Here is a 13922-nt window from a genome sequence, read left to right on the forward strand (position 1 = left end):
ATTATGGGAAAATTTGTAATTACAACTAGAAAAAATGGAGAATGTCAATTTACTCTAAAGGCAGGAAACGGTCAGGCAATATTAGCAAGCGAAGGCTATACAACCAAAGCGGCTTGCTTGAATGGTGTTGAATCTGTAAAGAAAAACAGCGCCGATTTATCTCGATTTGAAAAATTGGAATCAAAAAACGGTAAGTTTTATTTTAATTTAAAAGCAGGAAACGGACAAATAATAGGAACTAGTGAAATGTACGAAAGCACAGCATCTCGAGATAACGGTATTGCATCGGTTCAAAAAAATGCTCCAGATGCCGAAATAGTAGACGAAACAGCAGCTTAGTAAAAAATATATGTATAAAAACCTCAGTGAGAACTGAGGTTTTTTAGTTTATAGAAATCAAACTAAATGAAATCTGTTAAAATTTAGTGCTAAAATATTATTAACTTTGTTTGACTTAACAAAACAATTCGAAACAATGTATAATTCAAAAATAAGCGGATTAGGTTTTTACGTACCTGAAAATATTGTTACCAATGATGATTTATCCAAGATAATGGACACCAATGATGAATGGATTCAAGAGAGAACAGGTATTCAACAACGTAGACATGTAATAAGAGGCGAAGATACCACAACAAGCATGGGTGTAAAAGCTGCTAAAATAGCTATAGAGAGAGCAGGCATAACGGCACAAGATATAGATTTTGTTGTTTTTGCAACACTTAGCCCCGATTATTATTTTCCAGGTCCAGGAGTTTTGGTTCAACGTGATTTAGGTATGCGTACTGTAGGAGCATTGGATGTAAGAAATCAATGTTCGGGGTTTGTATATGCTATTTCTATTGCAGACCAATACATAAAAACAGGAATGTATAAAAATGTACTTGTTATTGGTTCAGAATTACACTCGGGAGGTTTGGATATGACAACTCGAGGTAGAGGAGTATCGGTTATTTTTGGTGATGGAGCAGGAGCCGCTGTACTTACTCGCGAAGAAGATACTAAAAAAGGAATATTGTCTACACATTTACATGCCGAAGGGCAACATGCCGAAGAATTAGCTCTTATAGCACCTGGCATGGGAAAACGTTGGGTAACTGATATTATCGCAGAGAACGACCCAAATGACGAAAGTTATTACCCTTATATGAATGGTCAGTTTGTATTTAAAAACGCAGTAGTACGCTTTAGTGAAGTAATAAATGAAGGCTTGAAAGCCAATGATTTACAGGTTTCAGATATTGATATGCTTATTCCTCATCAGGCTAATTTAAGAATTTCACAATTTATACAACAAAAATTCAAATTAGCTGACGATAAGGTGTACAATAATATTCAAAAATATGGAAACACTACAGCAGCTTCAATTCCAATAGCACTTACAGAGGCTTGGGAACAAGGTAAAATAAAAGAAGGAGATTTGGTTGTTCTTGCAGCATTTGGTTCTGGATTTACTTGGGGAAGCGTAATTGTGAGATGGTAATTTTTTAGTATGAACTCGATTGCATTTTTTGTAATAGTAGTCTTACTGCTTTTTTTGTTGTATTATTTTGTTGTGCAAAAAAACAAATCATTACACAGCTTTACTACTACTGAAAAATATAAAACTATTGAAGATAAATACAACGAACAAAAATACCAAGAGAAAAAAGAACTTGATGTTTTATTGGAAAAAGTAAGCAATAAAGGATTAAAAAGTTTAACCAAATTGGAAATAGATAGACTAAACGAGTTGTCTGGTAAACTTTAGAACACATAATTAAAAATCCCGAATTACATTTCATTTAAAATGTAATTCGGGATTTTTTATGCATTAGAATTTATTACATAATTCCTCCGCTTCCTTGTGTTTCATTTTTATCGCGTTGTTTGCGTTGTAGAGCAGCATTTTTTCCACCGCCAAATCGGTAATTAAAGCCTATGTATAATGTATTGCTTTCCCAATAAAAAGCACCTTCTTGGTTGTATGGTAAATCGCCTACAAATCTATAATGCATTGTTTTAAAAATGTCACTATAACGAGCACTCAAAGTACCTTTACCTTTTAAAACATTTAAACTAGCACCAATATCTGTTCTAAACATATATTTTCTGTCCATTTGTAAGCTTCTTTCATTACCTCTATACATGGCAAACCATTGAAATCTTAAATTTTTATTGGCTTTGAAGGTGTTATTAATACGTGTGTTAAAAACTTGGGCTTGTTTTTCTACAAAGTTATTAGAAACAGTTCCTCTAATAGTTCTAAAGTATATATCGGCAGAAACATTTGCGCTCCACCATTTTGTAAAATCTAAATTACTCGAAATTTCTGCGCCATACGAATTGTTGTTTTTGAAATTGGTATATGACAATATATTTTTTGTAGCATCATTTGGATCAATTTCTACTACACGAGTAATTTCATCAGTAAGATTTCTATAAAATACAACAGTATTTACCGTACCAATTTTGGTTCTTGTGCTATAACTAAATTCAAATGAATTGGTAAATTGTGGTACTAAATAAGGATTACCAACAGATGTTACAGTAGGAGTACTCCATTCTCTAATAGGGTTTACTTGACCAATACCTGGGCGATCTACACGACGTGAATAGTTAAAAGAAAAAGTGTTTTTATCATTTAGTTTATACGAAATATATCCAGAAGGATATACCGTATTGATTACATCGCTAAACGGTTTAGTAATAACTTCAGTAGTATTTCCATTGTTGTTTTCATCTGTAGCATCAACAGATTTAAAAGTAGCTTTTGCTGTGTAGTTTTCAAATCGAGCACCTACTTGCATTCCCCACTTTGTCCATTGTTTTCCATAGGTTGCATAGAGTGAATTTATGTTTCTTTCGTAATAAAAATCAGAATTGTAGGTTGCATTTTTGTCGAAACCATTTGATGTATTTTCAATTCTAGTTTCTGCTCCAAGCTCTAGTTTACTATTATCTTTAAACGGTTTAGTATAATCTAAATTGGCTTTGGTGTTTTTATTCAAGCTCGAAACATTATTAGAAAAACTATTTGAAAAAGCATTGCTGTAAGTATTAAAATAAGACAATTCTTTACCATTGTTTTGGTTGTAGTTTACTTCCAATTCTATATTTTCTCCTTCTTTGTTAAATAAGTGCTTGTAGTCTAAATTGTAAGTTTGCGATTGATTTTTGTTTTTAGAATCTTGCGATTGATTTTGGTCTATATTAAGCCAATTATCAAAATAATCTACAGTAGTTAAACTTGTACCCGTTGCTCTAAAATCGTTTTGTGTTGTGTAGAATGAAATGGTGTTCATATCATTTATATAAAAATCCATACCAACTTTATATAAATGCGATGTGTTTTTATTTCTAAAATTAAAATCTACATTGCTTTCTTTTGTCGGATTGTATCCATTTATATATCCATGATTTGCTTGATAACCGTGATTAAAACCATAATTTCCGTAAAGATTTACTTTACCTACTTTGTAATTTAAATCTATAGACGAATTTATTTTTGGTGTTTTTCCAAAAGTTACACCATTGTTTACACTACCATTAAAACCTTTTGAAGCATTTTTATTCAAAACAATATTAATAATACCACTCATTCCTTCAGGATTATATTTTGCAGAAGGATTGGTAATAAGCTCTACCTGCTTTATCGATGCAGAAGGAATTTGTTTTAAAAGTTGAGCTACATCTACATTGGTCGGTTTTCCGTCTACCAATACGCGAACATTTTCATTTCCTCTTAGGCTTATAGCATTGGTTTGCGGATCTACGGCTACCGATGGTATGTTGTTTAATATTTCGCCAGCAGTAGCACCAGCAGAAATTAAATCTTTACCTACATTAATCACTTTTCGATCTATTTTTTGCTCAATAGTAGACTTTTCTTTTACAATTTCTACTTCTTGTAGCTTAGCGGCTTCTTCCTCTAAGGCAATTACACCCAAACTTTGTACACGGTTTTCAGTAGATAGGCTTACTTGTTTATGAATGGTTTTATATCCAATGTATTGAATATCTATATCATAATTTTTTAATCCCAATCCTTTTATAGAAAAACTCCCATTGTCAAAAGTTACGCCGCCACCTACGGTTTTTCCTTTTTCTTTCAAGATAATGTTTACAAAGCTCAAAGGGCTTTTACTCTTACTGTCAATAACTTTTCCTGTAATAATTCCGTTTTGCGCTACCAGATAATAACTGTTTAACAACAAAAGAAATAAAATTGATTTTAGTTTCATTTAGATTTAATTTTCAAATTTGCTCAATTATTAAGTATGCTTCATTTAGTTTTTGTTACAAAAAGCTTTAAAAAAGTTTCTAAAAATTTATCTTTGCAACCTAAAATTTATAATTATGACACTTCAAAATTTATTACAGCCCCATATTTTTGATGCAGTAAACAAACACTACAATGTTGAACTTGATAAAATTGAATTTCAGGCTACTCGTAGGGATTTTGAAGGCGATATTACAATGGTTATTTTTCCTTTATTAAAACAAATAAAAGGAACCCCTGTAGAAATAGGAACTACCATAGGCAATTACTTATTACAAAACACAACAATAGTAACCAAGTTTAATGTAGTTCAAGGTTTTTTAAATATTGTAATAGCCGATAGTTATTATACAGAACTATTTTCTACTATATTTTCTCAAGATAAATTTGGTTTTGTAACACCCAATCCAAATGATAAAGCCGTAATGGTAGAATATTCTTCGCCCAATACAAACAAACCTTTACATTTAGGACACATACGAAATAATTTATTAGGTTATGCCGTAGCCGAAATTTTAAAAGCATCGGGTAAAAAAGTTTACAAAACCCAAATTATTAACGACAGAGGTATACATATTTGTAAATCGATGCTTGCTTGGCAAAAGTTTGGACATGGAGAAACGCCTGAAACAGCAGGTATAAAAGGAGACCATTTGGTTGGGAAATACTATGTTGTATTTGATAAACAGTATAAAACAGAAATAAATGAATTAATAGCAAACGGACTTACAGAAGAGGAAGCCAAAAAACAAGCACCTAGTATACTCGAAGCTCAAGAAATGTTGCGCAAATGGGAAGCTGGAGATGATGAGGTTGTAGGTTTATGGAAAACAATGAACCAATGGGTATACGATGGTTTTGCTCAAACATACAAAGAACTAGGAGTAGATTTTGACAGTTATTACTACGAGTCAAATACTTATTTATTAGGTAAAGATGTCGTAACAACAGGTTTGGAAAAAGGTGTTTTCTACAAAAAAGAAGACGGTTCGGTTTGGATAGATTTAACCCAAGATGGCTTAGATGAAAAATTGGTTCTTCGTGCCGACGGAACTTCGGTGTATATGACACAAGATATAGGTACAGCCATTCAACGTGTTAAAGATTTTCCAGATGTAGGTGGTATGGTGTACACTGTGGGTAACGAGCAAGATTATCATTTTAAAGTACTCTTTTTAATACTTAAAAAACTCGGATTTGATTGGGCAGAAAACTTGTATCATTTAAGTTACGGTATGGTAGAATTACCTTCTGGAAAAATGAAATCTAGAGAAGGTACAGTAGTAGATGCAGACGATTTGATGGCAGAAATGACGCGAACTGCTGAACAAATTTCTGAAGAACTAGGTAAACTTGAAGGGTATGATGCACAAGCCAAAAAGGAACTATACAACATTATTGGTAAAGGAGCTTTAAAATATTTTATGCTAAAGGTAGATCCTAAAAAACAAATGATGTTTAATCCAGAAGAATCGGTAGATTTTAATGGAAATACAGGCCCATTTATTCAATATACTTATGCTCGTATACAATCTATTTTAAGAAAAGCAGATTTCAATTTTTCGCAACAAATAGATTTGAGCGATTTGCACGAAAAAGAAAAAACACTTATCAAACAAATAGCATTGTTTCCTGAATTGATACAAAATGCAGCACAAAACCATAGCCCAGCCTTGATAGCCAATTACACTTACGATTTGGTTAAAGAATATAACTCTTTCTATCAGTCTGTTTCAATTCTTGGAGAACAAGATGCTCATAAAAAAGTTTTTAGAGTACAACTTTCCAAAAAAGTAGCCGATACAATTCAGCTTGCATTTTCATTATTAGGAATAGAAGTGCCAGAAAGAATGTAAAAAAAAAATTAGAATTGAATATAAAAAAGAAAGAGCTTTTTCTCTTTCTTTTTTAGTTATATACTTTTCGTACTTCAATTTCAAATGCTTAAATTTGCACTTCATTTTTAAGAAAATTAACTATGTTTAACAACCTTAGCGATAAACTAGACAAAGCATTCCATATATTAAAAGGGCATGGTAAAATTACAGAAGTTAATGTTGCCGATACTTTAAAAGAAGTTCGTAGAGCGTTACTCGATGCCGACGTAAACTTTAAAATAGCCAAAGATTTTACATCAACAGTAAAAGAAAAAGCACTTGGGCAAAATGTATTGACTACTTTAGAACCAGGTCAATTAATGGTCAAATTAGTCAAAGATGAGCTTACCGAGTTAATGGGTGGCGAAGCATCGGGGATTAATTTATCGGGCACGCCTAGCATCATATTAATGTCGGGTTTACAAGGTAGTGGTAAAACTACTTTTTCGGGTAAATTGGCTAATTTTTTAAAAACTAAAAAGAACAAAAAACCTCTTTTAGTTGCTTGTGATATTTACCGTCCTGCGGCAATCAATCAATTGCATGTAGTAGGAGACCAAATAGGTGTAGAGGTTTACTCTGAACCCGAAAACAAAAATGCTGTATCTATTGCACAAAACGCTATTCAATATGCAAAATCAAACGGATTTAATGTTGTTATTGTAGATACTGCTGGTCGTTTGGCTGTAGATGAAGAAATGATGGCCGAAATAGCCAATGTTCATGTAGCTATTAAACCGAGTGAAACTTTGTTTGTGGTAGACTCTATGACGGGTCAAGATGCTGTAAACACAGCCAAAGCATTTAACGACAGATTAAATTTTGATGGTGTAGTACTTACAAAACTTGATGGTGATACACGAGGTGGAGCTGCATTATCTATTAAATCGGTAGTAAACAAACCTATTAAGTTTATTGGTACTGGAGAAAAAATGGATGCTATTGATGTATTCTACCCTTCTCGTATGGCCGATCGTATTTTGGGTATGGGAGACGTTGTGTCTTTGGTAGAGCGTGCTCAGGCTCAATATGATGAAGAAGAAGCAAGAAAACTTCAAAAGAAAATTGCTAAAAATGAATTTGGGTTTGACGATTTCTTAGCACAAATTCAGCAAATAAAAAATATGGGAAGCATGAAAGATTTAGTAGGAATGATTCCTGGTGCTTCCAAGGCTTTAAAAGATGTAGAAATAGAAGACGATGCCTTTAAGCATATAGAAGCCATTATTCACTCCATGACACCCAAAGAGCGTAGTAAACCTTCTCTACTAGATGCCAAAAGAAAAATACGCATAGCAAAAGGATCTGGAACAAAAATAGAGCAAGTAAATCAACTCTTAAAACAATTTGACCAGATGAGCAAGATGATGAAAATGATGCAAGGAGCAGGAGGTAAAAATTTAATGCGAATGATGGGCGGAATGAAAGGCATGCCAAGAACGTAAAATAAATAAGTTAAGGTTTAAAGTTTCAAGAGTTGAAAGTTTAAACCTTAATTTTTTTACAAAAACAAAAATTAAAATTAAGAAACACACAAATTATGCAACTACTAGACGGCAAAAAAGTATCAGAAGATATTAAAAATGAAATTACTGCTGAAGTTCAAAAAATGAAAGCCAATGGCGAAAAAGTTCCGCATTTGGCTGCCATAATTGTCGGTAATGATGGGGCTAGTCTTACTTATGTAAACAGCAAAGTAAAAGCTTGTGAGCGAGTAGGTTTTGAGTCTACTTTGGTTAAGATGCCTAGTACAACATCAGAAACAGAATTACTCAAAAAAATAAAACAGCTTAATGAAGATGATACTATTGATGGTTTCATTGTTCAATTGCCTTTGCCCAAGCAAATAGATACACAACATATTATTATGTCTATTGATCCGAGTAAAGATGTAGATGGTTTTCATCCTGAAAATTTTGGAAAAATGGCACTCGATATGAGTACATTTATACCCGCTACTCCTTTCGGAATTTTAGAATTACTTGAAAGATACAACGTACCTACCGATGGAAAACATACCGTTATTATAGGAAGAAGTCACATTGTAGGGCGACCAATGAGTATTTTAATGGGACGAAATCATTTTCCAGGAAATTCTACAGTTACCTTAACCCACAGTCATACAAAAAACATTAGCCAAATTACAACACAAGCCGATATTATTATTACAGCACTGGGTGTTCCAAACTATTTAAAAGCCGAAATGGTAAAAGATGAGGTTGTTGTTATTGATGTTGGTATTACTCGTGTAGCAGATGAAACTAGCGAAAAAGGATATAAAATTGTAGGTGATGTAGATTTTGAAAATGTATCAAAAAAAGCTTCATTTATTACACCTGTACCGGGTGGAGTAGGCCCTATGACTATTGCCATGCTGTTAAAAAATACATTGCTAGCTAGAGAACAGAAAAAATTTAAGCTATAATGGTTCAAATTGTAGAAGCAACTCAAGTCGATTTTTCAATTATTCAGGCTTTGGCCTACAGTATTTGGAATAAAACCTATGTGGAAATTATTTCAAAAGAACAAATAGATTATATGCTTAATAAAGGATATAGTTTAAATTCGTTGGAAGATCAATACACTGCGGGACATCGATTTATTCTTCTAAAAAAGGAAGAAAAGTACATTGGCTTTGCATCGTATGAGCATCATTTGGAACAAAAAACAAAACTGCACAAACTGTATTTAGAACCCAGTGAGCACGGACAAGGGTATGGTATTTTAATGCTTGATTACATAAAAGATAAAGCACTTGAAAATAAAGATATAGCTCTGTTTTTAAATGTAAATAAATACAATAAAGCAAAGTTTTTTTATGAAAAATATGGCTTTTTTGTAGCTTCCGAAACAGTAATAGATATTGGAAATGGTTTTGTAATGGACGATTACATTATGGAGTATGTATTGTAGTTTTTCAAAACAATAATCATTACTTATTTTGATGATTTTTTGGAGAATAAAAATCCTAATCCTACTCTTGATAAAAATTTTTTTTCTATTTCAAAAAAGAATTTGAATTGTCCAAATATTGTTCCGAAGAAAAGTAATAACACTTGGTATATAGGAAAAATAAGAATAATGTATAAAGGATAATATAACCAAGCAGAAAAATCAGATTTATTTATTCCTAAAAAACTAAGTATTGGTTTGGCAATATATGCAGATGTAGAACCTGTAACTGCAAATACAATTAAAATTAATACGAATTGAAAATTACTCGTGATATTCCACTTCTTTTTTAAACTGCTCATAAAATACTATTATAACCTTGCTACAAATCCGCCTAAAGATTGTTTGTTTGTAAGTTGAAAATAAACCAAATAATGATAGAGCATATAGTTTACTTCGTACCCATAATTTATATTGTTTTGGTAATCTATTTGCATTTCATACAGCATACTATTGTATTGCATAGGTAGCATTGCTCTTCGGTTCCATTCTTGTACCCAAACCCTGTTTCTTGCTTCTAGATAAGATTGTGAATAATAATTTCTGCTTTTGGCAAAAGTATTAAACCAACTGCTAAATCCAGCATCGATAATGATTACTTCATACTCAATATCGCTGTTGGCTATTTTAATCGTATCGCTTTCTAGTTTGGGTTTGTCTTCACTTATTGCTTTGTGTTTTGCTGTACAAGCTACAATTGTAATAGATAGAAATAAAACAACAAATAATATCTTCTTCATCGGTATTATTTTATGATATAAAAATACAAAAAGCATCAGAATAAACTGATGCTTTTAACACTGTATTTTTTGAAATTCTATTTTTTTAAACAGTCTTGTATACCTTTTCTATATCCAGCACCTTTTCCTATAAAATAGCCAATAAGAAATACTATAATTATTGGTAAAATCAAGATAATTATCTCAGAACCTCCTATTCTTCCCATAAATAATATATTTAGTTTATTTTTTACCAAACAATTTTCCTAAAAGTCCGCCTAAGCCTCCAGAGTTTTTTGTAACTGCCGAAACAGCATCGCTCATACCTACTTGTCCGTCTCCATCTTGGTCTAATCCAAACATTCCTCCGTATTTAGATATGGCATCCATGATGCCGCCTCCGCCATTTCCATTGGTTAATGCTCCAATAATATCTGTAATTTGTATGCTTGAATTGTTAGGGTCTTTTGCACCACCAATAAGCGAGCCTAAAACTTTTGGAATTAAACTTCCAGCTACACCAGAAGCATCATCGGCACTTAAGCCAAATTTTTCTCCCAAACTTCCCGATAATTGATTGGTAATTTGTTGTACTACGGGATTAGATCCATCTTCGGCATTGTCACCTTGAAATAAACTTCCTATTAAATCTGCACCACCTTCTTGCGAAGCAATATTTTTTAGAGTATCTAGTATATTTCCGCTAGCGTGTTCTAGTACAGCATCATTTTGTTCGTTGGGAACGGCAGGATTATTTACTACTGCATCTGCTCCAAACTGTTTTACTAAATCTGTTAGTTGTTCAAACATTTTTTTGTTGTTAATTTGTTATTAATCAAATGTATAATTTTTTTACTAAAAATGAAAATTTAATTTCTTTTCAGTAAATGTATAATTTGTTCGGCAAGTTCTGTGCCAATTCTATCTTGAGCTTCTAGAGTAGCGGCACCAATATGTGGTGTAAGTGATATTTTTGGGTGCATTAATATTTGAATTTCTGGAGAAGGCTCATGTTCAAAAACATCTAGACCTGCAAAAGATAAGGTGTTGTTTTCTAAAGCTTCTACCAAAGCCACTTCATTAATTACACCACCTCGCGCACAATTTATAATACCGCAGTTAGGTTTCATAAGTTCTATTTCGGCTTTGTCTATTACATATCCGTTTTGTGCAGGCACATGTAATGTAATAAAATCTGATTTTTCTAAAACTTCTTCAAAAGAAATTGTTTTTATGGTAAAATCTAACTTTTGCCCATCGAAAAAATCTAAACTTATACTAGCTTCTGGTACAAATTTATCAAAAGCCAAAACGTGCATACCCAAACCAATTGCCATTTTGGCTACGGCTTGTCCAATGCGCCCAAATCCTATAATACCCAAGTTTTTCCCACGAAGTTCTATACCATTTGCGTATGCTTTTTTCAAATTTTCAAAGTTGGTATCGCCTTCCAAAGGCATATTTCTGTTGGAGTCTTGTAGAAAACGAACGCCTGAGAATAAATGAGCAAAAACAAGTTCTGCTACACTTTCGCTAGACGATGCAGGAGTATTAATCACATGAAGTCCTTTACTGCGAGCGTATTCTACATCAATGTTGTCCATGCCAACGCCTCCGCGACCTATTATTTTTAAACTAGGGCAAGCATCTACAATATCTTTTCGTACTTTGGTTGCGCTTCGTACCAATAGTACATCAATATGGTTTTGATTGATATAGTTTGCAATTTGTTCTTGAGCTACTTTTGTAGTGATTACTTCAAATCCACCTTTTTCTAAAGCAATTTTTCCAGCTTGTGAAATTCCGTCGTTGGCTAAAACTTTCATGTATGCCCCCTAACCCCAAAAGGGGAAAACCTACTAGGGGTAAGTAGGGTTTAAGTATTATATTTTATTTTTTGTAAACTTTTTTACGAATTGGTATTACTAATTCTGTTTTTTAAATTGTTTTTTACTGATGTAAACCATTCATTTTTTAGAATGCTTAATACTATTGCATCAATACGATTTCCTTTAGCATCTGTATTAAAATTTCTTAGTATTCCCTCTTTGATACAACCTATGCTTTTCATGGCATTGATGCTTCTTTGATTTAAATTATTAGCTCTAAAACCAACACGTTCTAAATTCATTTTTTCGAAGGCAAATTCCAAAAGTAAATATTTGCAATTTTTGTTTAGCAAGGTTCCTTGAAACTCTTTACCATACCAAGTAAAACCTATTTCTAAATGTTTTGCTTCTAGATTGATGTTGTAAAAACGTGTACTTCCTGCAAATTTATTTTTAGTTTTATCAAAAACAATAAATGGATATTCTACTAGTTTTTCTCTTTGTGATAAAGCCTTTTCAATATATTTTTTCAAATGCTCTGGGCTATCTGGGCCATTTGCATTGTAACTCCAAAGTTCGGGTTCGTTTATAGAAAATACAACTAATTTTTCAAAATCAGAATTTTGTAGTGGTTGTAAACGCACAACATCATTTTCTAAAATATAATCTTCTTTGCAGTTAAAATTCATTATTTATTTTCTCTTTTTGGGTTCTGGATTATATTTTTCAGTTTCGTATGAAAAAATTACGCTTGTAATTTTCCATTCTCCATTAATTTTCATTAAACCCCAACTTTCTTTACCCCAATTTATTTTAACGTTATTTTCCCAAAAACTGTAGTCAAAAATTACAGTAGCAATGGCGCCATCTTCTTTTATAATAATGTTATAAAATTTTTCTTCATCGGTTCCTGAATCTGAGATACTTCTATAAAATGTTTTGTAATCGCCTGAAAAATTATCTTTTTTGGAGCTATCTTTTTTTAAACGTTCTTGTTGAGTTTTCTCTTTAAAAACACCACACCAAACTACTTTTTCGGGTTTGTCGTAAAATAGATTATAAAATTTTACACTGTCTTTTTTTACAAGACATTGCATGAATGTACTAATTACATTTTTAATTTGAACAGAGTTTTCGCTTTCCTTTTTTTGAGAAAAAGAATTCTGTGTTATAAAAACTAATGCTAAAAAAAGAAATAAATTTTTCATACCTAAACTGCTTTTTCTAATGCTTGCATTACATCTACTAATACTTGCACACTTTCGATAGGTAAAGCATTGTACATAGATGCTCTATAGCCGCCTACAGAACGATGGCCTGCCAAACCAGAAATACCTGCCTCTTTCCACATTTTGTCAAAAATAGAAGTGTGGTTTTCATCGTGTAATAAGAACGTGGCATTCATAATACTTCTGTCTTCAACGGCTGCAGTTCCTTTAAACAATGGGTTTCTATCTATTTCGTTATACAATAGTGTGGCTTTGGCTTGGTTTTTTTGCTCTATAGCACTAATGCCACCCTTGTTTTTAAGCCATTGTAATGTTAATAAAGAAGCATAAATAGGAAAAACAGGCGGCGTATTGTACATACTTTCTGCTTTAATATGTTTTTGATAATCGAGCATACTTGGAATTGTACGACCAGATTTTCCTAAAATTTCTTCTTTTACAACCACTAATGTTGTTCCTGCTGGACCCATATTTTTTTGAGCTCCAGCATAAATTAAATCAAATTGTTCAAAATCTAAAGTTCTTGAAAAAATATCCGAACTCATATCGCAAACCAAAGGAATATTGGTTTTTGGAAATGATTTCATTTGTGTACCAAAAATGGTATTGTTGCTTGTACAATGAAAATAATCGGCGTTTGTTGGAATTTCGTAATTTTTTGGAATAAAATTAAAATTACTATCGCTAGAACTCGCTACTATCTGAGTTTCTCCAAACAATTTTGCCTCTTTTATTGCATTAACAGCCCAAGTGCCTGTTTCTAAATAAGCTGCTTTTCCATTTACTTTCATTAAGTTGTAAGGCACCATTAAAAATTCTAAACTAGCACCTCCAGCCAAAAATAAAACTTGATATCCTTTGTTTTGTAAACCTAGCAGTTCTAAAACTAAGTTTCGGGCTTCTTCCATTACAGCTACAAAGTCTTTACTTCTATGTGATATTTCTAATATTGATAAGTCAGAATTGTTAAAATTGAGTAAGGCTTGTGCCGATTTTTCAAACACTTCTTGCGGAAGTATACATGGACCTGCACTGTAGTTATGTTTTTTCATTTG

16 protein-coding genes are annotated in these 13922 nt (G+C 32.4%); 7 read left to right on the forward strand and 9 right to left on the reverse strand.

All coding sequences use genetic code 11. From position 1 onward, the window contains the following. The first annotated feature begins 3 nt into the window (after nt 1–3). From Q361_RS09345 to Q361_RS09355, 3 genes are all read left to right on the forward strand, one after another. Entirely contained in the window at nt 4–339 is a 336-nt protein-coding gene (locus Q361_RS09345; RefSeq protein ID WP_103726463.1) for a YegP family protein, read from the forward strand. Between the two features lie 136 nt (nt 340–475). Then, entirely contained in the window at nt 476–1483 is a 1008-nt protein-coding gene (locus tag Q361_RS09350; protein WP_103726464.1) for a 3-oxoacyl-ACP synthase III family protein, read from the forward strand. Between the two features lie 9 nt (nt 1484–1492). Further along, nucleotides 1493–1750 (forward strand): DUF6576 domain-containing protein, encoded by a 258-nt coding sequence (locus Q361_RS09355; protein WP_103726465.1) that lies wholly within the window; start codon nt 1493–1495, stop codon nt 1748–1750. 73 nt (nt 1751–1823) lie between these two features. On the opposite strand, the gene Q361_RS09360 is transcribed toward Q361_RS09355, so the two are convergent. Further along, on the reverse strand, nt 1824–4223 hold the full coding sequence (locus Q361_RS09360; protein WP_103726466.1) for a TonB-dependent receptor domain-containing protein: 2400 nt from the start codon (nt 4221–4223) through the stop codon (nt 1824–1826). Nucleotides 4224–4338: 115 nt separating this feature from the next. On the opposite strand from Q361_RS09360, the gene argS reads away from it, so the two are divergent. From argS to Q361_RS09380, 4 genes are all read left to right on the forward strand, one after another. Then, the gene (gene argS, locus Q361_RS09365) at nt 4339–6117 is read left to right on the forward strand and encodes an arginine--tRNA ligase (protein WP_103726467.1); all 1779 of its coding nucleotides are present in this window, start codon (nt 4339–4341) and stop codon (nt 6115–6117) included. Nucleotides 6118–6239: 122 nt separating this feature from the next. Further along, the gene (gene ffh, locus Q361_RS09370) at nt 6240–7583 is read left to right on the forward strand and encodes a signal recognition particle protein (protein WP_103726468.1); all 1344 of its coding nucleotides are present in this window, start codon (nt 6240–6242) and stop codon (nt 7581–7583) included. Between the two features lie 95 nt (nt 7584–7678). Beyond that, the gene (locus tag Q361_RS09375; RefSeq protein ID WP_103726469.1) at nt 7679–8563 is read left to right on the forward strand and encodes a bifunctional 5,10-methylenetetrahydrofolate dehydrogenase/5,10-methenyltetrahydrofolate cyclohydrolase; all 885 of its coding nucleotides are present in this window, start codon (nt 7679–7681) and stop codon (nt 8561–8563) included. Beyond that, nucleotides 8563–9051 (forward strand): GNAT family N-acetyltransferase, encoded by a 489-nt coding sequence (locus Q361_RS09380; protein WP_103726470.1) that lies wholly within the window; start codon nt 8563–8565, stop codon nt 9049–9051. Before Q361_RS09375 ends, Q361_RS09380 begins: the two co-directional genes overlap by 1 nt. Before the next feature lie 23 nt (nt 9052–9074). On the opposite strand, the gene Q361_RS09385 is transcribed toward Q361_RS09380, so the two are convergent. From Q361_RS09385 to serC, 8 genes are all read right to left on the reverse strand, one after another. Further along, the gene (locus Q361_RS09385) at nt 9075–9392 is read right to left on the reverse strand and encodes a DUF6787 family protein (protein ID WP_103726471.1); all 318 of its coding nucleotides are present in this window, start codon (nt 9390–9392) and stop codon (nt 9075–9077) included. Nucleotides 9393–9401: 9 nt separating this feature from the next. Continuing rightward, nucleotides 9402–9830 carry a DUF6146 family protein gene (locus Q361_RS09390; RefSeq protein ID WP_169929289.1) on the reverse strand — a complete coding sequence of 143 codons (429 nt, stop codon included), beginning with the start codon at nt 9828–9830 and terminating at the stop codon, nt 9402–9404. Nucleotides 9831–9907: 77 nt separating this feature from the next. Beyond that, nucleotides 9908–10036: a hypothetical protein gene (locus Q361_RS13970; RefSeq protein WP_262496232.1), complete on the reverse strand. Its 129-nt coding sequence runs from the start codon at nt 10034–10036 to the stop codon at nt 9908–9910. 16 nt (nt 10037–10052) lie between these two features. After that, nucleotides 10053–10619 (reverse strand): hypothetical protein, encoded by a 567-nt coding sequence (locus Q361_RS09395; protein ID WP_103726472.1) that lies wholly within the window; start codon nt 10617–10619, stop codon nt 10053–10055. 59 nt (nt 10620–10678) lie between these two features. Continuing rightward, entirely contained in the window at nt 10679–11635 is a 957-nt protein-coding gene (locus Q361_RS09400) for a D-2-hydroxyacid dehydrogenase (RefSeq protein WP_103726473.1), read from the reverse strand. Nucleotides 11636–11718: 83 nt separating this feature from the next. Next, nucleotides 11719–12327 carry a GNAT family N-acetyltransferase gene (locus Q361_RS09405; protein WP_103726474.1) on the reverse strand — a complete coding sequence of 203 codons (609 nt, stop codon included), beginning with the start codon at nt 12325–12327 and terminating at the stop codon, nt 11719–11721. A gap of 3 nt (nt 12328–12330) precedes the next feature. Then, a complete protein-coding gene (locus tag Q361_RS09410; protein ID WP_103726475.1) occupies nt 12331–12846 on the reverse strand; it encodes a hypothetical protein in 516 nt (171 codons plus the stop codon). Between the two features lie 2 nt (nt 12847–12848). Further along, a complete protein-coding gene (serC, locus tag Q361_RS09415; RefSeq protein WP_103726476.1) occupies nt 12849–13919 on the reverse strand; it encodes a 3-phosphoserine/phosphohydroxythreonine transaminase in 1071 nt (356 codons plus the stop codon). Nucleotides 13920–13922 lie beyond the last annotated feature (3 nt).

The sequence above is a fragment of the Flavobacterium croceum DSM 17960 genome, assembly GCF_002917885.1.
In the GTDB taxonomy this organism is placed as follows: Bacteria; Bacteroidota; Bacteroidia; order Flavobacteriales; family Flavobacteriaceae; genus Flavobacterium; species Flavobacterium croceum.

Excerpts from the sequence above, each read along its gene's own strand:
- Q361_RS09345 (WP_103726463.1), top strand. The coding sequence starts at position 4 with ATGGGAAAATTTGTAATTACAACTAGAAAAAATGGAGAATGTCAATTT.
- Q361_RS09350 (WP_103726464.1), top strand. The coding sequence starts at position 476 with ATGTATAATTCAAAAATAAGCGGATTAGGTTTTTACGTACCTGAAAAT.
- Q361_RS09355 (WP_103726465.1), top strand. The coding sequence starts at position 1,493 with ATGAACTCGATTGCATTTTTTGTAATAGTAGTCTTACTGCTTTTTTTG.
- Q361_RS09360 (WP_103726466.1), bottom strand. The coding sequence starts at position 4,223 with ATGAAACTAAAATCAATTTTATTTCTTTTGTTGTTAAACAGTTATTAT.
- argS (WP_103726467.1), top strand. The coding sequence starts at position 4,339 with ATGACACTTCAAAATTTATTACAGCCCCATATTTTTGATGCAGTAAAC.
- ffh (WP_103726468.1), top strand. The coding sequence starts at position 6,240 with ATGTTTAACAACCTTAGCGATAAACTAGACAAAGCATTCCATATATTA.
- Q361_RS09375 (WP_103726469.1), top strand. The coding sequence starts at position 7,679 with ATGCAACTACTAGACGGCAAAAAAGTATCAGAAGATATTAAAAATGAA.
- Q361_RS09380 (WP_103726470.1), top strand. The coding sequence starts at position 8,563 with ATGGTTCAAATTGTAGAAGCAACTCAAGTCGATTTTTCAATTATTCAG.
- Q361_RS09385 (WP_103726471.1), bottom strand. The coding sequence starts at position 9,392 with ATGAGCAGTTTAAAAAAGAAGTGGAATATCACGAGTAATTTTCAATTC.
- Q361_RS09390 (WP_169929289.1), bottom strand. The coding sequence starts at position 9,830 with ATGAAGAAGATATTATTTGTTGTTTTATTTCTATCTATTACAATTGTA.
- Q361_RS13970 (WP_262496232.1), bottom strand. The coding sequence starts at position 10,036 with ATGGGAAGAATAGGAGGTTCTGAGATAATTATCTTGATTTTACCAATA.
- Q361_RS09395 (WP_103726472.1), bottom strand. The coding sequence starts at position 10,619 with ATGTTTGAACAACTAACAGATTTAGTAAAACAGTTTGGAGCAGATGCA.
- Q361_RS09400 (WP_103726473.1), bottom strand. The coding sequence starts at position 11,635 with ATGAAAGTTTTAGCCAACGACGGAATTTCACAAGCTGGAAAAATTGCT.
- Q361_RS09405 (WP_103726474.1), bottom strand. The coding sequence starts at position 12,327 with ATGAATTTTAACTGCAAAGAAGATTATATTTTAGAAAATGATGTTGTG.
- Q361_RS09410 (WP_103726475.1), bottom strand. The coding sequence starts at position 12,846 with ATGAAAAATTTATTTCTTTTTTTAGCATTAGTTTTTATAACACAGAAT.
- serC (WP_103726476.1), bottom strand. The coding sequence starts at position 13,919 with ATGAAAAAACATAACTACAGTGCAGGTCCATGTATACTTCCGCAAGAA.